Source organism: Saccharomonospora iraqiensis subsp. iraqiensis (assembly GCF_000430445.1).
Taxonomy (GTDB): Bacteria; Actinomycetota; Actinomycetes; order Mycobacteriales; family Pseudonocardiaceae; genus Saccharomonospora; species Saccharomonospora iraqiensis.
Window position 1 is genome coordinate 5,215 of sequence record NZ_KE387071.1, and the last position, 21,374, is coordinate 26,588.

The window sequence follows — 21,374 nt, forward strand, 5'->3', positions numbered from 1 at the left end:
GGCGCGGGTGCCGTCGGCCCCGTCCGCCCCGTCCGCCCCGTCGGTCAGCAGGGCGTCCAACTCGTCCGCCTGCGCCGCCACCGCGTCGTGCCGGTCCTCGCCGTCCGGCACCAGCGCCTCGAACCACCACCGCCCGTCGGTGTCCAGCCGCAGCACGTGGTCGCTGAACCCCCAGGCGGCGGTGGGCAGGGCACACCGCCTGCCGGAGGGGTCGGTGAGGTCGTAGGAGAGGTAGCCGAACCAGCCACCGCCCACCGTCCCGGCCGGGGCGTCGGTCACCGTGGGCTGCCGGGTGGGCGTGCCGAACGCCTCGGTGGTGCCCGCGACGGGGGTCACGCGGACGCTGGGCGCGAGTACCGCGCGCGAGTGGAACCACTCGCCGCACAGCGCCGCGGGTGGTGCGAGGTCGAGCCGCGCGGCACGCCGGTCCAGCAGCGACACCGCGCGCTCCGGCGCCACCCGTGCCCGCAACGCCCTCCGAACGACCCGCATACCGGACATTCTCCCCCGTCCGCGGACTCGACTAGCGTCGGCCGCGTGGTGCGTGTGACGGAGACGACCAGGATCGGCCCGGTGACCGGACCCGGATCGCCGGGCCGCACGGACGAGCGGTTCGCCATCCACGGCACCGACCTCGGCATCGTCTGGGACGCCGGGGACGGGCGGGTGTGCGTGTTGTTCGGGGACACGTTCGGCGCGGGCCGGGCCGCCCACGGTGCGGGGCCGGGCCACGCCGACTGGCGCTGCAACGTGCTCGCCTTCTCCGGCACCCGGGATCTGGGCGCCGGGCTGGCCCTGGACGACGTCGTGGCGCGCGGGGACGGCACGGCCGCCCAGGTCCTGCCCTCCGAGCCGGGCCACGAGGTCACCGTCATCCCGAACGGCGGCATCGCGCTCGACGGGACGCACTACGTGCACTACATGTCGGTGCGCGAGTGGGGTGGGCCGGGCCGGTGGCGGACCGACCACGCCGGGGTGGCGGTCTCCGACGACGGCGGCCGTACCTGGCGCAGACCGCGCTCGGCCCGGTGGAGGAACCGGTGGTGGCGCGACGACCCGTTCCAGATCGGGGCCTTCGTCCGCTCCGGCGGGTACGTGTACCTGTTCAGCACCACCCAGGGCCGCTCCGGCGACGGCTATCTCGCGCGGGTCCGCCCGGACGGGATCCTGCACCCCGACCGCTACGGCTACTGGGACGGGACCGGCTGGGGCGGCAGGCAGTCCGCGGCCGCCCCGGTGTTCACCGGGCCGGTCGGGGAGATGTCGCTCGGCTACCACAGCGGCTTCGATCGCTGGCTGCTGATGCACCTCGACGAGTCCCGCAAAGGCCTCGTGCTGCGCAGCGCCGAGGAGCTCACCGGCCCGTGGTCCTCCGGCGAGGTGGTCGTCCCCGCCGCGGAGTACCCGGCCGTCTACGGTGGCTACCTGCACCCGTGGTCACTCGACGGGCCCGACCTGTACTACCTGGTGTCCCAGTGGGGCCCGTACAACGTCTTCCTCACCCGCAGCAGGCTCGCCGCCGGGTGACGCTCGCCGGTCGACGGACCGGCGGCGGTCACAGCAGCAGATCGCCCAGGGTGAACGGGTAGACGAGCGCCTCGTGCCCGACCCCGTGTCCCGCGGCGTACTCGTGCGCCCCGAGCCGCGGGTGGAACCACCCCGGCCTGCCGGGCACACCGTTGTGCCGGGCCAGGGTCAGCACGACGTCGTCGTCGGCCCACCGGTCCGGCCGCAGCCGGTGCCGCCACACCGTCTCGTCGCCGTGGACGAGCACGGTGCGGATCTCGGCGGCCCGCCGCACGGTCCGGACCCAGGTGCGGACGAACCGGTCGTCGACCCCCTCGGCGCGCACGTCGAGGGACGGCGCCAGCGCGCCCGGCGCGAACGCCCCGAGGTCCAGGCCGGTGCGCACCACATGCCGGGCCTGTTCCCGTGCCCCTCCGGGGTCGGCGTGATGCCGGAGACCGGCCCGCACCCCGGCCCGCAACATGTCCCCGAGCAGCCGTGCGGCGGTCGAGGCGACGCCGTTCGGGCCCTCGGTGACGAGGACGGTGACGAAGGCGGGCATGGCGGGTACGTACCGCGCGGACAGCGTCCCCCCGGTGGCGAGGCTGATCCCGGTCGTCGGCGCCGGCTCCGCGGTCGTTCCGGACCCGGCGGCAGCACCGGCGGCGACCACACCGTCCGGGTGCACGGACCCGGTGCCGTCCTCGTCCGCCATGGCGTGAGGCTAACCGCCCGGCCGGGGCCGCGCCCGCGGAATCACCCATGGCGCGACACCGGGCCGGGTGCGGCCGTCGCCCGGCTCAGGCGCTCTCCCGGCGGAACGTGCGGGTGCCCCACCAGACGGCGAGCCCGGTGAGCACCACGAGCACGACGCTGCCGGTCAGCAGCGCGTCGAGGGTGATCTCGCCGCGGAAGCTGGCCCGCTCGGCCTCGACGACGTGGCTGAACGGGTTGATCCGGGACAGCGTGTACAGCCAGTCCGGGGCGAGCCCGCTGGTGATCGGGATGAGGATGCCGGACAGCAGCAGCACCGGCAGCATCACGGAGTTCAGCAGTGCCGGGAACGCCTGCTCGTTCTTCAGCGTCAGCGCCAGCGCGTACGACGACGACGCCATGGTCACCGCGAGCAGCGCCGCGATCACCAGGCTGAGCAGGACGCCACCGACCGGCGCCCGCAGCCCGAACACCAGCATCGCCAGCAGGATGAGCACGCACGCCTGCACCAGCGTCTGCAGCGCGTTGGTGAACACCTTGCCCAGCAGCAGCGCCACCCGGCTCACCGGCGTCACCCGCAGCCGCTCGATCACCCCGTTGCGGTACTCGGCCAGCAGTCCGAACCCGACGAACGACGTGCCGAACAGCGCGACCATCACGATCAGCGCGGGGGTGAAGATCGTCCAGACGTCCCCGGGCGGGAACCCGGGGGTGTTGGCGACCATCTTCTCCATCAGCGGCCCGAACAGCGTCAGGTACAGCACCGGCTGCATCAGCTGGATGCCCAGCCACGTCGGGTTGCGCACCGACAGGCCGAACTCGCGCCGGAACACCAGCCACAGGTCATGCCACATCGGTGACCTCCCCCGTCCCGTCCGCGGAGTTCGGGCCCCGCCCGTCGCCGGACGGGGCGGACGTCTCCGCCTCGCGCAGGCTGCGGCCCGTCATCGTCAGGAACACGTCGTCGAGCGAGGGCCGGTGCACCTCGATCGAGCGCATCGCGATGTGCGCGGTGTCCAGCACGCGCAGCACCTCGGGCATCGCCGTGTCGCCGCGCGGCACCCGGAACCGGACGACGTCGTCGGCGACGGTGACCTCCCGCGCGCCGTCCAGCCTGTCCACCAGGTCGGCGGTCGTCGCCGCGGCGTCCGGGGCGACCCCGATCTCGACCCGGTCCCCGGACACCCGCGCCTTCAGTTCGTCCGGGGTGCCCTCGGCGACGATCGTCCCACCGTCGATCACCAGGATCCGGTCGCAGAGCGAGTCGGCCTCCTCCAGGTAGTGCGTGGTGAGGAACAGCGTGACCCCGTGCTCGGCGCGCAGCGTTCGGATGTGGTCCCACAGGTTCGCCCGGCTCTGCGGGTCGAGGCCGGTGGTGGGCTCGTCGAAGAACACCAGCCGGGGGCTGTGCACGAGGCCGAGCGCGATGTCCAGCCTGCGGCGCTGGCCACCGGAGAGCGTCTTGGTCGGCCGCTGTTCGAGCCCGGCGAGGTCGAGCTCCGCGGCGAGGTCGGTGCCGCGCCGCCGGGCCTCGGCCTTGGACAGGCCGTAGAAGCGGCCCTGCAGCTCGATCTCCTCGGCCACCCTGCTCTCCGGGTGGGTGCCGCCGCCCTGGGCGACGTACCCGATGTTCCTGCGCACGCCCACCGGGTCGGTCAGCAGGTCCCGGCCGGCCACCTCGGCCTCGCCCGCGGTCGGGCGCAACAGCGTGGTGAGCATGCGCAGCGTGGTCGTCTTGCCCGCCCCGTTGGGGCCGAGGAAGCCGACGAGCTCACCCCCGGCCACGTCGAGGTCGACGCCCCGCACGGCGTCGACGGTGCGACCCCGGGCGGTGAACCGCCGCGCGAGGCCGCGTGCCTTGATCATCATGGTCCCCCTTCGTCGGAGCGCGCCGTCGCTCCCTCGCGCGCGTACGGCGCGGCGTCATCCGTAGGCTAAACGGGTATGAGCACCCCTGTGTTGACCGCGGTGGCCTGGCCCTACGCCAACGGCCCCCGCCACATCGGCCACGTGTCCGGTTTCGGTGTCCCGTCCGACGTGTTCTCCCGCTACCAGCGGATGGCCGGTAACCAGGTGCTCATGGTGTCCGGCACGGACGAGCACGGCACCCCCATCCAGGTGCAGGCGGAGAAGGAGGGGATGAGCCCCCAGCAGGCCGCGGACACCTACACCCGGCAGATCGCCGAGGACCTGCGTGGGCTGGGCCTGTCCTACGACCTGTTCACCCGCACCAGCACCGGCAACCATGCCGAGGTCACCCAGCAGATCTTCCTCACGCTGCACCGCAACGGGTACGTGGTGCCGCGGACCACCACCGGGGCCGTCAGCCCCTCGACCGGCCGCACCCTGCCCGACCGCTACATCGAGGGCACCTGCCCGCTCTGCGGCTACGACGGCGCCCGCGGCGACCAGTGCGACAACTGCGGCAACCAGCTCGACGCCGCCGACCTGCGCAACCCGGTCTCCCGGATCAACGGGGAGAGGCCGGACTTCGTGGAGACCGAGCACCTGTTCCTCGACCTGCCCGCTTTCACCGAGACCCTCGGCAAGTGGCTGTCCACCAGGACGGACTGGCGGCCCAACGTGCTGAACTTCACCCGCAACCTGGTGGAGGACATGCGCCCCCGGCCGATCACCCGGGACCTGGACTGGGGCGTGAAGATCCCGCTCGACGGGTGGCGCAACGAGCCGATGAAGCGATTCTACGTCTGGTTCGACGCCGTGATCGGGTACTTCTCCGCCAGCGTCGAGTGGGCCCGCCGGTCCGGCGAGCCGGACGCGTGGCAGCGGTGGTGGAACAACCCCGACGCCCGCTCGTACTACTTCATGGGCAAGGACAACATCACCTTCCACGCCCAGATCTGGCCCGCGCTGCTGCTCGGGCACAACGGCGAGGGCGACCACGGCGGACAGGCGGGCCCCTACGGCAGGCTGCACCTGCCCGACGAGATCGTCTCCAGCGAGTTCCTCACGATGAGCGGCTCCAAGTTCTCCACCTCGCGCGGGACGGTCATCTACGTGAACGACTTCCTCCGCGAGTTCGGCGCGGACACGCTGCGCTACTTCATCGGTGTCGCCGGGCCGGAGACCCAGGACACCGACTTCACCTGGGACGAGTTCGTCCGCCGGGTCAACTACGAACTGGCCAACGAGTGGGGCAACCTGGTCAACCGCGCGGTCACGATGGCGCACAAGAACAACGGCGGGGTGCCCCGGCCGCAGGCGCCGACGCAGGCGGACGAGGACCTCAAGGCCCAGGCCCGTGCCGCGTTCGACACCGTCGGCGCGCACCTGGAGCGCTCCCGGTTCAAGGCGGCGGCGTCCGAGGCGATGCGGGTGGTCTCGGCCGCGAACAAGTACCTGTCCGACCAACAGCCGTGGAAGCTCGGTGACGACCCCGAGCGCCGGGACAGCGTGCTGCACACCGCGTTGCAGGTGGTCTCGGACGCCAACACGCTGCTCACGCCGTTCCTGCCGCACTCGGCGCAGAAGGTGCACGAGGCCCTCGGCGGCAGCGGGGTGTGGGCGGCCCAGCCGGACCTGTCCGAGGTCGCCGACCTCGATCTGCCGGACCGGAGGAACCCGATCCTGTCCGGCGACTACTCCGCCGAACAGGCCCGCTGGTCGTCGGTGCCGATCGAGGTGGGCAGGCCGCTGGCGAAGCCGAAGCCGCTGTTCGCCAAGCTGGACCCGAAGCTGGCCGAGACCGGTCCGGAGTGGGCCCCGATCACCAGTCCCGGGAACGGGGACGGCGCCGCATGAGCCGCCGCGAACATCCGCCCGTCCCGGAACCGCTCGTCCGGCCGACGGTCGACGCGCACACCCACCTCGACGCCTGCGGTGCGGAGGACCCCGCCCAGGTGCGGGCGGCGCTGGACCGTGCGGAGGCCGCCGGGATCACCCGGGTCGTCACCGTGGCCGACGACCTGGACTCCGCACGCTGGGTCACCCGGGCGGTCACCTGGGACGACCGGCTGTACGGGGCGGTGGCGCTGCACCCGACCCGCACGACCGGTTTCGGCCCCGCCGAGCTGGAGGTGATCGAGGACCTCGCGGCACACGACCGGGTGGTGGCCGTCGGCGAGACCGGCCTGGACTACTACTGGGACTACGCGCCGCCCGGGGACCAGCAGGAGGCGTTCCGCCGGCACATCGACCTCGCCAAGCGGCTCGGGAAGACGCTGATGATCCACGACCGGGACGCCCACGAGGACATCCTCGCGATCCTGGAGGCCGAGGGCGCCCCGGAGCGGGTGGTGTTCCACTGCTTCTCCGGCGACGCGGAGATCGCCCGCCGGTGCGTCGACGCCGGGTACGTGCTCTCCTTCGCCGGGACGGTCACCTTCCGCAACGCGCGGGCGCTGCACGAGGCCGCCCGTCTCGTGCCGGACGGGCAGCTGCTGGTGGAGACCGACGCTCCGTTCCTGACGCCTCACCCGTTCCGGGGGCGGCCGAACGAGCCGTACTGCGCGGCGTACACGGTCCGTAATCTCGCCGAGTTGCGTGGGCAGTCCGAACAGGAGGTCGCCGAGGCGACCGCGCGCACCGCGGAACAGGTGTTTCGCCTGGGCACGGTCGCGGACGCGGTCGCGGGACGGAGCGCGGGCGAACCCGGGGCGGGGTCGTGATGAAGTTCACGAGTCCGGGGGAGGTGTTTGCGCAACCCCCGGATTCTCGTTACGGTCCCGTGACCGTGTCGGGTATTGGTCTGAGACTGGCCATCACCCGGTCGGCCCACAGTCACGTCGGTGTACGTCGGGGAGAGCGTCCTGCGGGACGTGAGGGCGGCGCTGACTGCGGGAGTCGGTGGACTTACGTGAAGGGATCGACCCTGTGACTGGTAGAGACGGGCACGCGAGCGCGTCGACCGCCATGCTCGAATGGCCGAGCGAGTCCGACGACCTCGATTTCTCGCCGGACCCGGAAGTCACCGCCCAGGACGTGCTCACGGCACTCGGCCCGGACGCGGACCGCATGATGGCCGAGGCCGACGTCGATGTGGACGAACTGATCCGGCTCGTCAACGCCGAGACCACGATGCTCCCGCCGATCGTGGTCGCCGACGGCGACGACACCGGCACCGCGCCGGCCGCGGACGGCGGCCGGGAGGACGGGCTCGTCAACGCGGTCAAGACCTGGAAGAAGCGGTTCCTCCGGGGCACCGTGCTCGCCCTGATGATCTCGCTGACCGGTGGCGGCGCGGCGGCGCTCGCGATGAACAAGAGCGTCACCGTGAACGTGGACGGCGAGCGGGAGACCGTCCGCAGCTACGGGGACACCGTCGGGGAGGTGCTGTCCGACGCGGGGATCACCGTCGGCAAGCACGACGCCCTGTCCCCCTCCCCGCAGGCCCCCGTCGGCGACGGCGGGGTCATCAAGCTCGAGCGCGGCAGGCACCTCACCGTGGTCGTGGACGGCCAGCAGAAGGAGTCCTGGGTCCGCGCCTCCACGGTGGGCGAGGCGCTGAACCAGCTCGGCCTCGACCACCTCGGCCGGGACAACGCGTGGTTCTCCACCCCACCGGGGGCCGAGGTCCCTCTCGAGGGGCTGCGGCTGGAGGTGAAGACCCAGAAGACGATCACGCTCTTCGACGGCGGCGAGGAGCCGCGGGAGGTGGTCACCACCGCCGTCACCGCCGGGGAACTGCTCGGCGAACTGAGCATCGAGCTCGGCGCGGAGGACCGCCTCGAACAGGGCCGCGACTTCTCGCTCACCGACGGCGCCGAGGTGCACATCAGCCGCACCGGCGTCTCCGTGGTGGAGCAGACCGAACGGATCGAGCCCGAGGTCCGCGAGATCGAGGACCCCGAACTCGAGGCGGGCACGGAGATCGTCGAGGAGGAGGGCACCCCCGGCGAGGAGCTGGTGACCTACCGGGTCACCCGGGAGAACGGCCAGATCGTCGACCGGGAGGAGATGTCCTCCGAGGTCGTCACCGAGTCCGAGGAACGGGTGGTGCGGGTCGGCACCAAGCAACCGGAGATCTCCGGCGGCGCGGTGTGGGACAGTCTGGCCGAGTGCGAGTCCGGTGGCGACTGGTCGATCAACACCGGTAACGGCTACTACGGCGGCCTCCAGTTCAACAAGCAGACCTGGGACGCCTACGGCGGCGACCAGTACGCCAATCTGCCGCACCAGGCGAGCCGGGAGCAGCAGATCGCGATCGCCACCAAGCTCCGCGACGACCGGGGCGGCTACGGTGCCTGGCCCGCGTGCTCGTCGGAGCTGGGCCTGCCGCGGTGATCCCCGCGCCGGGGCTCACCGGCGGAGTCCCGGCATCTCCGACCTCTAAGCTGGCCGGGTGAGCGAGACACCCGGCCTGCTGAACCCCGCCGAGATCCGTGCGGCGGCCGCCGCCCTGGATCTCCGCCCGACGAAGAAGCTCGGCCAGAACTTCGTGCACGACGCCAACACCGTGCGGCGGATCGTGGAGCGGGCGCGGGTCGACGAGCGGGACACCGTCCTGGAGGTCGGACCCGGGCTGGGCTCGCTGACCCTCGGTCTGCTCGCCGCCGGCGCCCGGGTGGTCGCCGTCGAGGTCGACCCGGTACTCGCCGGGCGGCTGCCCGACACGGTCGCCGCCCACGCCCCGGCCGCCACCGACCGGCTCACCGTGCTCGAACGGGACGCGCTGCGGTTGCGGTCCGGCGAGATCCGGGAGGCCGGAGCCGACACCCCCACGACGCTGGTGGCCAACCTCCCGTACAACGTGGCGGTACCGGTGGTGCTGCACCTGCTCGCCGAGCTCCCGGGCATGGACCGTGCGCTGGTGATGGTCCAGACCGAGGTGGCCGAGCGTATGGCGGCCGGTCCCGGCAGCCGGGTCTACGGCGTGCCCAGTGTGAAGCTGGCCTGGTACGGACGGGCCGGGACCGCCGGGGCGGTGCCGCGGTCGGTCTTCTGGCCCGTGCCGAACGTCGACTCCGCACTGGTCGCGTTCGAGCGGTACGACACCCCGCCGGACGCACTCCGGGGCGCGGACCGGGACACCGTGTTCGCACTCGTCGATGCCGCGTTCGCCCAGCGCAGGAAGACGTTGCGCGCGGCGCTCGCGGGATGGGCCGGATCCGCCGCCCGCGCGGCGGACCTGGTGTCGGCGGCCGGACTGGACCCCTCCACGCGGGGGGAACGACTCACGGTCGAGGACTTCGCCGCCATCGCCGCGGCAGCGGCGTGAACGTCACCCGCGCGGCAGCGGCGTGAACGTCACCCGCGCGGCAGCGGCGTGCGGATGACCGCCGCGGCGCGCGGGTGACGTCCGTAACTGCCGCGAAAGTGTGATGTTTCGCTGCGGGCTTGCCCCCGTGGCCGTCTCTCCGGTGTACTTTCCGCGTATCCATCCCGAGCGACCGAGAGACCTGGCTCGCGGACGTCGCAGCAACCACCCGGGTGGGCAGGTGCTAACGCCAGGGGCGATGGAGGAAACGTGTTCGTCTCCACTCCGCTGACGCGGCAGCGTCGGGCAGTGCCCACGCAGTGCCGTCCCACGCTGCTGACCCGGCGCAGGGTCGTCGATCAGGGCCGCCGCACGGTGAGTGCGTGTCGTCGCCACACCACCGTGCGCGTCTGACCCTGCCCGATCCGCTCGCTCCGCGACGTCCGTGCCGGACGTCGCGTCGAGCTGTTCTCCGGAGCTCTCCGTGATCACTGTCGAGAATGTCAGTAAATCCTTCGCCACCTCGTCCCACCGGCTCCCGGCCACCGCGCTGCGGGAGGTGAGTCTCACCGTCGACGCGGGTGCCCTCTACGGCATCCTCGGACCACAGGAGGCGGGCAAGACCACGCTCGCCCGGTGCCTCGCCCTCCGCGAGCGTCCCGACCGGGGCACGGTGCGGTACGACGGGGTGGACACCGCACGCCTGGCGGGGCGCCGGCTCTGGGCGACCCAACGCGAGGTCGGGATCGTGGACCCGCGGCTGCGCACCGAACGGACCGTCGCGGGCAACGTCGCCGAACCCCTCGAACGGATGGGGATGGACGCCTCCCGCAGGCGCGGACGGGTGACCGAACTCCTCGACCTCGTGGGGTTGTCCCGCGCCGGGGCGCAGTCGCCCGGGGAACTGACCGAGGGGCAGCGCAGGCGGGTCGCGGTGGCGCGGGCCCTGGGCACCCGGCCCGCGGTGCTGGTGGCCGACGACCCCACCGACGGGGTGGACAGCGCGGACACCGGGGCGGTGCTGGGGGTGCTCGACCGTGCCCGTGCCGAGCTGGGCGCCACCGTGGTGCTGACCACCCGGGAGGTGGGCGTCGCCCGCCGCGTCTGCGACGAGCTGGCGCTGCTGGACCGGGGGGAACTCGTGGACAGCGGGACCGTGCTCGGTGCGCTCGGCAGGCCGGACAGCCGGATCGCCGAGGCCCTCCTGCCGCCGGTCGACACCCCGCGCGGTGAGCTCGCCGGCCACGACCGTGCCGCGGACGTGGTGCTGGTCGGTTTCGCCGCGGTCGGCGCGTTGCTCCCGGAGGCCGCGGACCGGTTCGACGTGGAGCTCGCCACCTTCGGGGGCGGAATGACGCGGGTGGGTGACACGCCGGTCGCCCGGTTCCGGCTCGGTGTGACCGGGCGGCGTGCCGATGCCGCGCTGGCCTGGCTGGGCGAGCGCGGCGCCCACGTCACCCGGCCGTTCTACGGCCTGCACAGCGTGGCCGCCTGAGCCGGACGGCTCCGCGCGCGGCGTCGGGTCGCACCGGCGGGGCCGGGTCGGCAAGTACGCTGGTGGACGTGCTTGCCGTCGTTGAGCCGCCGGTCACCGTGCGGGTGCCGTCGAAAATCAACCTCCACCTGTCGGTGGGTGACGTCCGTGCGGACGGCTACCACGACCTGACGACCCTGTTCCAGGCCCTGTCGTTGACCGACGAGGTGACCGTGGCCGCCGCCGACGAACCCGGGGTCGAGGTGTCGGGGGAGGGCGCGAAGGCGGTGCCCGCCGGGGACGACAACCTGGCCCGGCGTGCGGTGCGGGCACTGGCCGAGCACGTCGGCAGCCCGGAGGACGCCGCCCGGGTGCGGGTGACGATCCACAAGGGCATCCCCGTCGCCGGAGGGATGGCCGGGGGCAGCGCCGACGCGGCCGCGACCCTGGTCGGGCTCTCCGCACTGTGGAAGCTGGACCTGTCCCGCGACGAACTCGCCGGTGTCGCCGCGGAACTCGGCAGCGACGTCCCGTTCGCCCTGCAGGGCGGCACGGCGCTCGGCACGGGGCGCGGGGAGCGGCTCGTGCCGGTGCTGGCGCGGCACACGTTCCACTGGGTGCTCGCGTTCGACCAGCGCGGCCTGTCCACCCCGAAGGTCTTCGGCGAGCTGGACCGGCTCCGGGGTGCGGGGGACCCACCCCGGGTCGGGGGGCCCGAGCCGTTGATGGAGGCGCTGGCCGCGGGGGACGCCCGGCAGTTGGCGCTGCTGCTCGGCAACGACCTGCAGGCGGCCGCGGTGTCGCTGCGGCCCAACCTGCGACGGACGCTGCGTGCGGGTGTGAACGCGGGCGCGCTGGCCGGGGTGGTTTCCGGTTCGGGACCGACCTGCGCGTTCCTGTGCGACGGACGGGAGGACGCCCTCGCGGTGGCGGCCGAACTGGCGGGTGCGGGGGTGTGCCGCACGGTGCGGGTCGCCCACGGCCCGGTACCGGGAGCCCGGGTGCACACCGACGACTGACCCCGTCGGCACCACACCGACGGCACAGCACCACACCGCCGGCACGGCACCACGCCGACGGCAGGCACGACACGGACGAGAACCACACGAACCGCCGGGCGCGACGGCCCGGGAAGGGAACACACGAGGCGGATGGCCAACCTGGTCAACCTGGAAGCGGTCGGCAAGTCGCACGGCGAGCGGACGCTGCTCGACGGCGTCTCGCTCGGTGTGGGCGCGGGGGAGCGCATCGGCGTCGTCGGCCTGAACGGCGGCGGCAAGACGACCCTGCTGGAGGTGCTCTCCGGCATCAGCGAACCGGACTCGGGCCGGGTGAGCTGGGCCCGGGGCCTGCGGATGCGGGTGGTCACCCAGCGCACCGACCTGCCCGAGGGCGGCACCGTCCGGCAGGCGGTGCTGTCCGACTACGCCGCCGAGCACGAGTGGGCCTCGGAGCCGCGCATCCGGTCGATCGTGGACGGCCTCGGCATCGCCGCGATCGGGCTCGACACACCCACCGACACGCTGTCCGGCGGTGAGCGCAGGCGGGTGGCGCTCGCCGCGGCGCTGGTGGCCGAACTCGACGTCGTCGTGCTCGACGAGCCCACCAACCACCTCGACGTCGAGGGGGTGCGGTGGCTGGCCGACCATCTGCTCGCGCGCCGTGTCTCGTTGATCGTGGTCACCCACGACCGCTGGTTCCTCGACACCGTCTGTTCCCGCACCTGGGAGGTCACCGACGGGCGCGTCGAGCAGTACGAGGGCGGCTACGCCGACTGGATCTACGCCCGGGCCGAGCGCGCCCGGAAGGCCGCCGCCGCCGAGGAGAAGCGGCGCAACCTCGCCCGCAAGGAGCTCGCGTGGTTGCAGCGCGGCGCCAAGGCCCGGACGTCGAAGCCGAAGTTCCGGGTCGAGGCCGCCGAGGCGCTGATCTCCGACGTGCCGGAACCGCGGGACACGGTGGAACTGACGTCGTTCGCCAAGCGCAGGCTCGGCAAGACCGTGCTCGAGCTGGAGGACGCCTCGCTGTCGATCGACGAGCGGACCCTGCTCGACCACGTGACCTGGCGGATCGGCCCGGGCGACCGGATCGGGATCGTCGGCGTGAACGGTTCCGGCAAGACCTCGGTGCTGCGGCTGCTGGCCGGGGAGACCGAACCGGAGACCGGCAGGCGGATCGAGGGCAAGACGGTGCGGATGGCGCACCTGCGCCAGGAACTCGACGACCTGCCCGGCGACCTGCGGGTGTTGCAGGCCGTGGAGCGGGTCGCCTCCCGGGTCAGCCTGGGTAAGCACGAGCTCTCGGCGTCGCAGCTCGCCGAGCGGCTCGGGTTCGGGCGGTCCCGGCAGTGGACGCCGGTCCGGGACCTCTCCGGCGGTGAGCGGCGGCGACTGCAGCTGGTGCGGCTGCTCATGTCCGAGCCCAACGTGCTCCTGCTGGACGAGCCGACCAACGACCTGGACATCGACACCCTGCAGCAGCTGGAGGACCTGCTCGACGGCTGGGCGGGCACCCTCGTCGTGGTCTCGCACGACCGGTACCTGGTGGAACGTGTCTGCGACAGCGTCGTGGCCCTGTTCGGGGACGGGGACGTGACGCACCTGCCCGGCGGGATCGACGAGTACCTGGACCGCCGTTCGGCTCCGCGTACGGGCGGTACCGGCGCGGGCGGCACCGGGTCCGGGTCGACGTCCGGCTCGAAGGACCGGGGTCGGGAGGCCGGCGACGAGGGTGCCGGGTCCGACCGGACGTTGACCCCGGCCGAGTGGCGGGCCGCGACGAAGGAACTGGGCAAGCTGGAGCGCAAGCTCGACTCGCTCGCGGCGAAGGAGTCCGAACTGCACGCCGCGCTCGCCGAGGCCGCCACCGAACCGGACCGGCTCATGCGGCTCAACACCGAGCTCAAGGACCTGCAGGCGCAGAAGGAGGACCTGGAGCAGCGGTGGCTGGAGACCTCCGAGGCGCTGGAGTGAAACGGCCCGGGGTTAAGGTTTACGCATGAGTCGGTTCGTGGAGACGATGGTCGCCACCGCGAACGCGGGTGGTCGGCAGCGCGGGATGGTCACGGGGGAACCCACCGAGCCCGTGCGGAGAACGTGGTCCGAGGTGCATGAGCGGGCGCGCAGCCTGGCGGGGGGACTCGTCCAGGGTGGTGTGGAGCCGGGTGCGGCCGTGGCGGTGCTGGCGGGCGCCCCCGAGCTGATCGCGCCCACGGTGCAGGGCACCTGGCTCGCGGGCGGCAGCGTCACCATGCTGCACCAGCCGACCCCGCGGACGGACCTGGCCCAGTGGGCCGACGACACGCTCACCGTGCTGCGGATGATCGGTTCCCGGCTCGTACTGCTCGGCGAGCCGTTCGACCAGCTCGCCCCGGTCCTGGCCGAGCACGGTATCGAGTACCGCCTGATCACCGACCTGGTCGATTTCGAGCCGCTCGCCGAGCCCGTCGAGGTCGACGAGGACGCGCTCGCGCTGCTCCAGTTGACCAGCGGATCCACCGCCGAGCCGAAGGCGGTCAAGATCACGCACGGGAACCTGTACTCGAACATCACCGCGATGGTCGAACGGGCCGAGTTCGACTTCACCCGCGACGTGATGGTGTCGTGGCTGCCCACCTTCCACGACATGGGCATGGTCGGGTTCCTGACGGTGCCGATGACCTTCGGCGTCGAGCTCGTCAAGATCACCCCGGCCGAGTTCCTCACCGGGCCGCTGCTGTGGCCCGAGCTGATCAGCAAGTACGGCGGGACGACCACCGCCGCGCCGAACTTCGCCTACGCCATCGTCGGCCGCAGACTGGCCAGAGTGGACGACGACGACGCCTACGACCTGTCCTCTCTGCGCATCGCCCTCAACGGGGCCGAGCCGATCGACCCGGGCGCCGTGCGGGCCTTCACCGACGCGGGGGCGCGGTTCAAGATGCCCGCCGAGTGCGTCTTCCCCGCCTACGGACTCGCCGAGGCCACGCTGGCCGTGTCGTTCGCGCCGCTGTTCACCGGCCTCACCGTCGATGTGATCGAGGCCGAGGCGCTGGAGGCGGAGAACCGCGCCGTCCCGGTCACCGAGGACGACCCGCGCCGCGGCACCGACGCCGTGCGCGGGTTCGCCGTGCTCGGCCGTCCGCTGAACGGCCTCGAGGCACGGATCGTGGGCGACGACGGCCGCCCGCGCGCCGAACGCGAGGTCGGCGAGATCCAGCTGCGCGGCGAGGCCGTGACCCCGGGTTACCTCACCGTGGACGGCCCGGTGGACACGCAGGACGCGGACGGCTGGTTCGCCACGGGCGACCTCGGGTACCTCGTGGACGGTCAGATCGTGATCTGCGGGCGGGCCAAGGACGTCATCATCCTCGGCGGCCGCAACGTCTACCCGACCGACATCGAGCGCGCGACCGACGCGGTCGACGGCGTCCGCGCGGGTAACGCCGTGGCGGTGCGGCTGGACGCGGGCACCCGCCGGGAACGGTTCGCCGTGGTGCTGGAGTCCATGGTGGCCGGGGACGCCGAGGCGGAGGCCGAGCTCGCGCGGCAGGTCACCGCCCGGGTGCGGGAGGCCGTCGACGCGCGGCCGTACTCGGTGCTGGTGCTGCCGAAGGGCAGTCTCCCGAAGACGCCGTCGGGCAAGGTCCGGCGGGCCGCGACCGCGGAGGAGTACCGGGAGCGGATCGAGGCGCACGCCTGAGCGGGCGGGATCTCACGCCGTGATCCGTCGCCACGGCCGGTCGTGGGCACCGTCCCGCTCCGGCCGTGGCGCGTCCCGGCCGTGACCATGACGCTCGCGGATCGCCAGGGCGCGCTCGACGACGCACAGGAAGGCGTCGACGGCACCGGGGTCGTACCCGCCGCGCCTGCCCGTCGGGTGCAGGGTGAAGGCGACGGCCCCGACGTCGGCGGCGGTGACGTGGTCCTGACCGTCCAGAGTGGCCGCGATCCGGCGCAGGAAGGCGTTCACCTGCATCCTGTTGTACCCGCGGGTGCCCCACGGAGCGGAGGGCAGCCACACGTCGTCGACGTCCGCGGCCGTGAGCCTCATCGGTGCCCCCGCGCCGTCGGACGGCCCGCGGTGTCGTCGGGTCCGGCGCCGTCGTCGCCTCCGGCGGGCTCGCGGGGGACGGCGGGGTCCCGGCCGACGTCGTCGGCACGGTGCCCGGACCGTGGGCGGGGCACGGCCAGCAGCTGTTCCTCCACGGCGTCGAGGAACTCGTCGACCTCCCGCTCGTCGTAGCCGCGCCTGCCCAGCAGCGGCCGGGAGAAGCGGACGTGGTGGACCTCGGCCGCGGTGAGGTCGTCCGCACCCGCCAGTGCCTGCGCGACGCGGTGCACGAAGGCGTCGACCTCGGTCTTGGAGTAGCCGCGGCGGCCGAGTGGTGCGTCGCCGAACTCGATCCCGGCGACCTCGTCTGCGGTGAGCGACATGCGACCCTTCCTCCTGACTGAGCGTGGTCCGACTTCGCGTCACGACCTAGCCACGAGGAGTGCCCGGGAAACGCACCGGGCCGCGATTGTCGCCTGATCAGGGTGGGCAGAGCACTCGTACGGGGGACGACCTGTGGGGCGCTGATCGAACCGGTGCCGTGCGGACGGCCTCCGGCGGAAGGGCACGGTGGCGGTGGATCAGTGGAAGGCGTTCTGCGCCGCGGCGAGACCGGAGCGCACCAGTTCGGTGACCGCGTCGGCGCACCGGTCGATGTGGACGGCGAGGTCCTTGCGCTCGACGGTGGAGAAGTCCTTGAGCACGTAGTCGGCGGGGCTCATCCGCCCCGGCGGGCGGCCCACCCCGAACCGCACACGGTAGTAGTCCCGCGTGCCGAGCGACTTCGTGATCGAACGGAGCCCGTTGTGCCCGTTGTCGCCGCCGCCGAACTTCAGCTTCACCGCACCGAAGTCGAGGTCGAGTTCGTCGTGGATCACCACGACACCGTCGACGGCGATCGAGTAGAAGCGTGCGGTGCCCGCCACGGGCCCGCCCGAGAGATTCATGTACGACCGGGGCTTGGCCAGCACCACGCCGCGGTCGGCCAGGCGGCCCTCCAGCACCTCGGCACCGCCCTTGTGCGCCTTGAACGAGCCGCCGAGCCGGTCGGCGAGCTCGTCCAGCACCAGGAAGCCGATGTTGTGCCGGTTCGCCGCGTACCGCGGCCCGGGGTTGCCGAGGCCGGCGAGCAGCACGCGCTCGCCGGCCCCCGGCAGATCGTTTCCCACTCCTGGCACCCCGGTCCCGCTGTCTCGTCCGACCCGGTGTTACTCGGCCTTGGCCTCTTCGGTCTCGGACTGCTCCTCGACCACACCGGCGCCCTCGGTGTCCACCTCGGCCTCCATGGCCGACTCGGTGGGCGCCTCGCTGACGCCGACCACCAGCTGCTCGGGGTCGCCGACCAGGGTCGCCCCGCGCGGCAACGGCACGTCGCCCGCGGAGATCTGGGTGCCGGCCTCGGCCCCGTCCACGGAGACCTCGAGGTGCTCGGGGATGTTCAGCGCGTCGACCTCGACCTGGACGGTGTCGAGCTCGTGGTTGACCAGCGTGCCGGGCGCCGCCTGGCCGGTGGTGGAGACCGGCACGTCGACGGTGACCTTCTCCCCGCGGTGCACCACGAGCAGGTCCACGTGCTCGATGTAGTTCTTCAGCGGGTGCACGGTCACGGTCTTGGTCAGCGCCAGTTCCCTGGTCTTCTCCGCCGAACCGGCGACGTCCAGCGTGAGCACGGCGTTCTGGCCGTTCTCACGGACCACGCGGGCGAAGTCGATGGCGGGCAGCGCCAGGTGCCGGGGGTTCTCGCCGTGGCCGTACAGCACCGCGGGGATCTTGCCCGCGCGGCGGGTGCGGCGCGCGGCGCCCTTGCCGAACTCGGTGCGCGGTTCGACCGTCAGACGTACCTCGGACACGGGGATGCACTCCTTGCGGTGGGATCGGGAAAAACGTTGCTTGTGGCTGTCCGGCGGCGAGTCCACGACGTGCGCGCACGGGTGGCCTACGAGCCGCCGCGTCGATCACGTCGAGAGTCGTCGCACCACGCGACGTCTCTCACCTCGCCGAGACAACCCCTACATCCTATGCCAGCCCCTCCCACCCGGCACAGCCGCCCCCGCCGGGCTGTGCCGTGAAGGGCACCTTCCCTGCGTCAGACGCCGTGAGGGGCACTTTCCCTGCGTCGAGTGCAGGGAAAGTGCCCCTCACGGCAAAACTACGGAGGGTGACCCGCCGGGTCAGGCGCTTCCGTCGAAGAGGCTGGTGACCGAGCCGTCCTCGAAGACCTCCTGGATGGCGCGGGCCAGCAGCGGGGCGATCGAGAGGACGGTGAGCTTGGCGAAGCGCTTCTCCTCGGGGATCGGCAGCGAGTTGGTGACGATCACCTCACGCGCCCGGGAGTTCGCCAGCCGCTCGGCCGCCGGGTCGGACAGGATGCCGTGCGTGGAGGCCACCACCACGTCGGAGGCGCCTCCCTCGAGCAGCGCCTCGGTCGCCTTGGTGATCGTGCCGCCGGTGTCGATCATGTCGTCGATCAGCACGCACAGCCGGTTCTCCACGTTGCCGACGACGCGGTTGGCCACGGCCTGGTTCGGCTTGTCCGGGTCGCGGGTCTTGTGGATGAACGCGATCGGCCGGTCGCCGAGCTGCTGGGCCCACTTCTCGGCCAGGCGCACCCGGCCGGAGTCCGGGGAGACGACGGTGATGTTGTTGTCGCCGTAGTGCTCGTTGATGTAGTCGGCGAGCACGTTCTGCCCGTGCAGGTGGTCGACGGGGCCGTCGAAGAAGCCCTGGATCTGGGCGGTGTGCAGATCCACCGTCAGGATGCGGTCCGCGCCCGCGGTCTTGAACAGGTCCGCGATGAGCCGCGCCGAGATCGGCTCCCGGCCCTTGTGCTTCTTGTCCTGCCGCGAGTACGGGTAGAACGGCATGATCACGGTGATGCGCTTGGCGCTGCCGCGCTTGAGCGCGTCCACCATGATCAGCTGCTCCATGATCCACTCGTTGATCGGCGGGGAGAAGCTCTGCAGGACGAAGGCGTCGGAGCCCCGCACCGACTCCTCGTAGCGCACGTAGAGCTCACCGTTGGCGAAGCTGTGCAGGGTCTGCGGGGTGATCGTCACGTTGAGGCTCTTGGCGACCTCTTCGGCGAGTTCGACATGCGAACGGCCGGAGAAGAGCATCAGGTTCTTCTTCGGCGTGCCGGACTTCGGGCTCATTCTGGCGACTCCCCGTCGGTTTCGGTTTCCTGCTGTGCGGCGAGCGCCTTCTCCGCTGCCTCCGCCGCACGGGTACCCGGCCTGCGCCGGGGCACCCAGCCTTCGATGTTGCGTTGTGGCGAGCCGGAGACCGCGAGCGCGCCCGGCGGCACGTCCCGCCGCAGCACCGTTCCCGCTCCACTGTAAGCGCCGTCGCCCACGGTCACGGGGGCGACGAACATGGTGTCCGAGCCCGTGCGCACGTGCGAACCGACGACGGTGTGGTGCTTGTCCGTGCCGTCGTAGTTCACGAACACGCTGGAGGCGCCGATGTTGCTGTGCTCACCGATCGTCGCGTCCCCGACGTAGGTCAGGTGCGGCACCTTCGTCCCCGTGCCGATGTCGGCCTTCTTCGTCTCCACGAAGGTGCCGATCTTGCCGTCCGCGCCGAGGCGCGTGCCCGGGCGCAGGTAGGCGAACGGGCCCACCTCGGCGCCCGCCCCGACGACGGAGTCGCTGCCGTGGGTGCGCACGATCCGCGCCCCCGCACCCACCGCGACGTCGGTCAGGGTGGTGTCCGGGCCGATCCGTGCCCCCTCCTCGACGGTGGTCCGGCCGTGCAGCTGCACGTTGGGCTCCAGCACCACGTCGGGGGCCAGGGTGACATCCGCGTCCAGCCAGGTCGTCGCGGGGTCCACCACGGTGACCCCCGCCCGTTGCCAGTGCCGCACGATCCGCCGGTTCAGCTCGGCGCCGAGCGTGGAGAGCTGCACCCGGTCGTTGACCCCCTCGGTGAGCCAGGGGTCGTCGACGACGAGGCCCCCGACGCGGCCGCCGCCATCGCGGGCGATGCCGAGCACGTCGGTGAGGTACAGCTCGCCCTGGGCGTTGTCGGTGGACAGCCGGGACAGGCCGTCGGCGAGCACGGCCGCGTCGAACGCGTACACCCCGGAGTTGATCTCGTGGATCGCGAGCTGGTCGGCGTCGGCGTCCTTGTGCTCCACGATGCCGGTGACCTCGCCCGCGGCGTCGCGCAGGATCCGGCCGTAGCCGCCCGGTTCGTCGACCACCGCGGTGAGCACGGTGGCGGCGTTGCCGCGTCCGGTGTGTTCGGACAGCAGTGCCTCGAGGGTCGTGGTGTCCAGCAGCGGGACGTCGCCGTAGGTGACCAGCACCGTGCCGGTCACCCCCGCGGCGCCGCCGAGTCCGGACAGGGCGCACGACACCGCGTGCCCCGTGCCGTTCTGCGTCTCCTGCACCGCCGTGGCCACCGGCCTGCCGAGGGTGTCGGCCAGCCCGGACAATCGCTCGGTCACCGGCTGCCTGCCGTGTCCCACCACGACGACGAGCCGGTCCGGATCGAGCCCGGCCGCCGCGCGCACCGCGTGCTCGACCAACGGTCTGCCCGCGATCGGATGCAGCACTTTCGGGGTCTTCGAGCGCATGCGGGTGCCCTCACCCGCGGCGAGAATGATGGTGCTCAGCGGGCCGGTCACGGCACTCCTCAATCAGCACGGGGTTTCACCGACGGCCCACGATCCTACGTCCGTCGTGTGCGCCCCGCCGTCGGGTCGTCCCCCGGCGGGTGGGTGCTGCCACCCTGGCCGGTCCCCTCCATCGCCGGATTCGACGCGATCTGGTTCCCGCCGCGCCGTTTCGCCTGGTACATGGCCGCGTCCGCACGGGAGAGGACCTCCTCGGCGCGCTCCAGCGGCCGCAGGCCGACCAGCCCCACCGACAGGGTCACCCCGTGCGAGAGATGCCGCGGCAGCGAGGCCACCGACCTCACGGCGCGGGTGAGCGCCTGGGTCGCCGCGGGCATCGGCGCACCCGGGAGCAGGATGATGAACTCGTCACCGCCGTAGCGGGCCACGATGTCGTCCCCGCGGAGCGCGTCCCGCAGGGTGCTGGCGACCACCCGCAGCACGTCGTCGCCCTCGGCGTGCGAGTGCTGGTCGTTGACGTCCTTGAAGCCGTCCAGGTCCACCAGGGCGACCGAGAGCGGTTCGGAGTCGCCGGACAGGGCGAGCGCGTGCAGCCGCTCGTCGAGCGCGCGACGGTTCGGCAGGCCGGTGAGCGGGTCCTGCATCGCCTGCTGCGTGATCGCGCCGTGTTCGGCGGAGAGGCGCTCGTGTTCCCGGCGGGTGTTCAGGGTCGCGATCTGGGACTCACGCAGCGACCACAGCTCCTCCTCCAGTTCGACGACGTAGTCGCACAGCAGCTCCGTCGGCGTCGGCAGGGCGGCCGTTCCGCGCTCCCCGCCCCCGGGGCCGTCCGGTGCCGTGGTCGCGGAATCCGTGCCGGTGTCGTCCGTGGGGAGCTCCCCGGCGGGGGACGCGTCGGCCGGGGACGCGTCGGCCGG

Annotated in this window: 19 protein-coding genes, 1 pseudogene and 1 riboswitch; of the genes and pseudogenes, 9 read left to right on the forward strand and 11 right to left on the reverse strand. The window is 72.5% G+C overall.

Annotated elements, in window-relative coordinates:
- Nucleotides 1–492 (reverse strand): annotated as a pseudogene (locus ACTIR_RS0107850) (aminodeoxychorismate synthase component I); the annotation flags it as partial.
- 45 nt (nt 493–537) lie between these two features.
- Here ACTIR_RS0107850 and ACTIR_RS0107855 point away from each other — a divergent pair.
- The gene (locus tag ACTIR_RS0107855; protein ID WP_026453858.1) at nt 538–1,527 is read left to right on the forward strand and encodes a DUF4185 domain-containing protein; all 990 of its coding nucleotides are present in this window, start codon (nt 538–540) and stop codon (nt 1,525–1,527) included.
- A gap of 28 nt (nt 1,528–1,555) precedes the next feature.
- Here ACTIR_RS0107855 and ACTIR_RS0107860 read toward each other — a convergent pair whose 3' ends face one another.
- From ACTIR_RS0107860 to ACTIR_RS0107870, 3 genes are all read right to left on the reverse strand, one after another.
- Nucleotides 1,556–2,221: a glycoside hydrolase family 25 domain-containing protein gene (locus ACTIR_RS0107860; RefSeq protein ID WP_026453859.1), complete on the reverse strand. Its 666-nt coding sequence runs from the start codon at nt 2,219–2,221 to the stop codon at nt 1,556–1,558.
- A gap of 85 nt (nt 2,222–2,306) precedes the next feature.
- Entirely contained in the window at nt 2,307–3,074 is a 768-nt protein-coding gene (locus tag ACTIR_RS0107865; RefSeq protein WP_026453860.1) for an ABC transporter permease, read from the reverse strand.
- Nucleotides 3,064–4,086, reverse strand: a complete 1,023-nt coding sequence (locus ACTIR_RS0107870; protein WP_052583776.1) for an ATP-binding cassette domain-containing protein — start codon at nt 4,084–4,086, stop codon at nt 3,064–3,066. Before ACTIR_RS0107870 ends, ACTIR_RS0107865 begins: the two co-directional genes overlap by 11 nt.
- 78 nt (nt 4,087–4,164) lie before the next feature.
- On the opposite strand from ACTIR_RS0107870, the gene metG reads away from it, so the two are divergent.
- From metG to ACTIR_RS0107910, 8 genes are all read left to right on the forward strand, one after another.
- Nucleotides 4,165–5,982 (forward strand): methionine--tRNA ligase, encoded by a 1,818-nt coding sequence (metG, locus tag ACTIR_RS0107875; protein ID WP_026453862.1) that lies wholly within the window; start codon nt 4,165–4,167, stop codon nt 5,980–5,982.
- Nucleotides 5,979–6,848 carry a TatD family hydrolase gene (locus tag ACTIR_RS22265; RefSeq protein WP_052583777.1) on the forward strand — a complete coding sequence of 290 codons (870 nt, stop codon included), beginning with the start codon at nt 5,979–5,981 and terminating at the stop codon, nt 6,846–6,848. Before metG ends, ACTIR_RS22265 begins: the two co-directional genes overlap by 4 nt.
- A 244-nt stretch (nt 6,849–7,092) precedes the next feature.
- Nucleotides 7,093–8,463 carry a resuscitation-promoting factor gene (locus ACTIR_RS0107885; RefSeq protein ID WP_026453863.1) on the forward strand — a complete coding sequence of 457 codons (1,371 nt, stop codon included), beginning with the start codon at nt 7,093–7,095 and terminating at the stop codon, nt 8,461–8,463.
- 58 nt (nt 8,464–8,521) lie between these two features.
- On the forward strand, nt 8,522–9,397 hold the full coding sequence (gene rsmA / locus ACTIR_RS0107890) for a 16S rRNA (adenine(1518)-N(6)/adenine(1519)-N(6))-dimethyltransferase RsmA (RefSeq protein WP_026453864.1): 876 nt from the start codon (nt 8,522–8,524) through the stop codon (nt 9,395–9,397).
- A 156-nt stretch (nt 9,398–9,553) separates the two neighbouring features.
- A riboswitch (SAM riboswitch) is annotated at nt 9,554–9,642 on the forward strand.
- A 218-nt stretch (nt 9,643–9,860) separates the two neighbouring features.
- Nucleotides 9,861–10,871, forward strand: coding sequence for a methionine ABC transporter ATP-binding protein (locus tag ACTIR_RS0107895; protein ID WP_026453865.1), 1,011 nt, complete (start codon nt 9,861–9,863; stop codon nt 10,869–10,871).
- 68 nt (nt 10,872–10,939) lie between these two features.
- Entirely contained in the window at nt 10,940–11,869 is a 930-nt protein-coding gene (locus ACTIR_RS0107900; RefSeq protein WP_026453866.1) for a 4-(cytidine 5'-diphospho)-2-C-methyl-D-erythritol kinase, read from the forward strand.
- A gap of 132 nt (nt 11,870–12,001) precedes the next feature.
- A complete protein-coding gene (locus ACTIR_RS0107905; RefSeq protein WP_026453867.1) occupies nt 12,002–13,822 on the forward strand; it encodes an ABC-F family ATP-binding cassette domain-containing protein in 1,821 nt (606 codons plus the stop codon).
- A gap of 25 nt (nt 13,823–13,847) precedes the next feature.
- A complete protein-coding gene (locus ACTIR_RS0107910; RefSeq protein WP_026453868.1) occupies nt 13,848–15,530 on the forward strand; it encodes a fatty acyl-AMP ligase in 1,683 nt (560 codons plus the stop codon).
- Nucleotides 15,531–15,542: 12 nt separating this feature from the next.
- On the opposite strand, the gene ACTIR_RS0107915 is transcribed toward ACTIR_RS0107910, so the two are convergent.
- From ACTIR_RS0107915 to ACTIR_RS22275, 7 genes are all read right to left on the reverse strand, one after another.
- Entirely contained in the window at nt 15,543–15,881 is a 339-nt protein-coding gene (locus tag ACTIR_RS0107915) for a DivIVA domain-containing protein (RefSeq protein ID WP_026453869.1), read from the reverse strand.
- Nucleotides 15,878–16,264 (reverse strand): DivIVA domain-containing protein, encoded by a 387-nt coding sequence (locus ACTIR_RS24965; protein ID WP_026453870.1) that lies wholly within the window; start codon nt 16,262–16,264, stop codon nt 15,878–15,880. The genes ACTIR_RS0107915 and ACTIR_RS24965 overlap by 4 nt, the downstream gene beginning before the upstream one ends.
- A 198-nt stretch (nt 16,265–16,462) precedes the next feature.
- The gene (gene pth / locus ACTIR_RS0107925) at nt 16,463–17,050 is read right to left on the reverse strand and encodes an aminoacyl-tRNA hydrolase (protein WP_026453871.1); all 588 of its coding nucleotides are present in this window, start codon (nt 17,048–17,050) and stop codon (nt 16,463–16,465) included.
- A 39-nt stretch (nt 17,051–17,089) separates the two neighbouring features.
- Entirely contained in the window at nt 17,090–17,731 is a 642-nt protein-coding gene (locus ACTIR_RS0107930; protein WP_026453872.1) for a 50S ribosomal protein L25/general stress protein Ctc, read from the reverse strand.
- Between the two features lie 321 nt (nt 17,732–18,052).
- Nucleotides 18,053–19,033, reverse strand: coding sequence for a ribose-phosphate diphosphokinase (locus tag ACTIR_RS0107935; protein ID WP_026453873.1), 981 nt, complete (start codon nt 19,031–19,033; stop codon nt 18,053–18,055).
- Nucleotides 19,030–20,508: a bifunctional UDP-N-acetylglucosamine diphosphorylase/glucosamine-1-phosphate N-acetyltransferase GlmU gene (gene glmU / locus ACTIR_RS0107940; RefSeq protein ID WP_026453874.1), complete on the reverse strand. Its 1,479-nt coding sequence runs from the start codon at nt 20,506–20,508 to the stop codon at nt 19,030–19,032. Before glmU ends, ACTIR_RS0107935 begins: the two co-directional genes overlap by 4 nt.
- A gap of 44 nt (nt 20,509–20,552) precedes the next feature.
- Nucleotides 20,553–21,374 (reverse strand): GGDEF domain-containing protein (locus tag ACTIR_RS22275; RefSeq protein WP_233345854.1); only part of this gene is annotated, 822 nt, incomplete at its 5' end.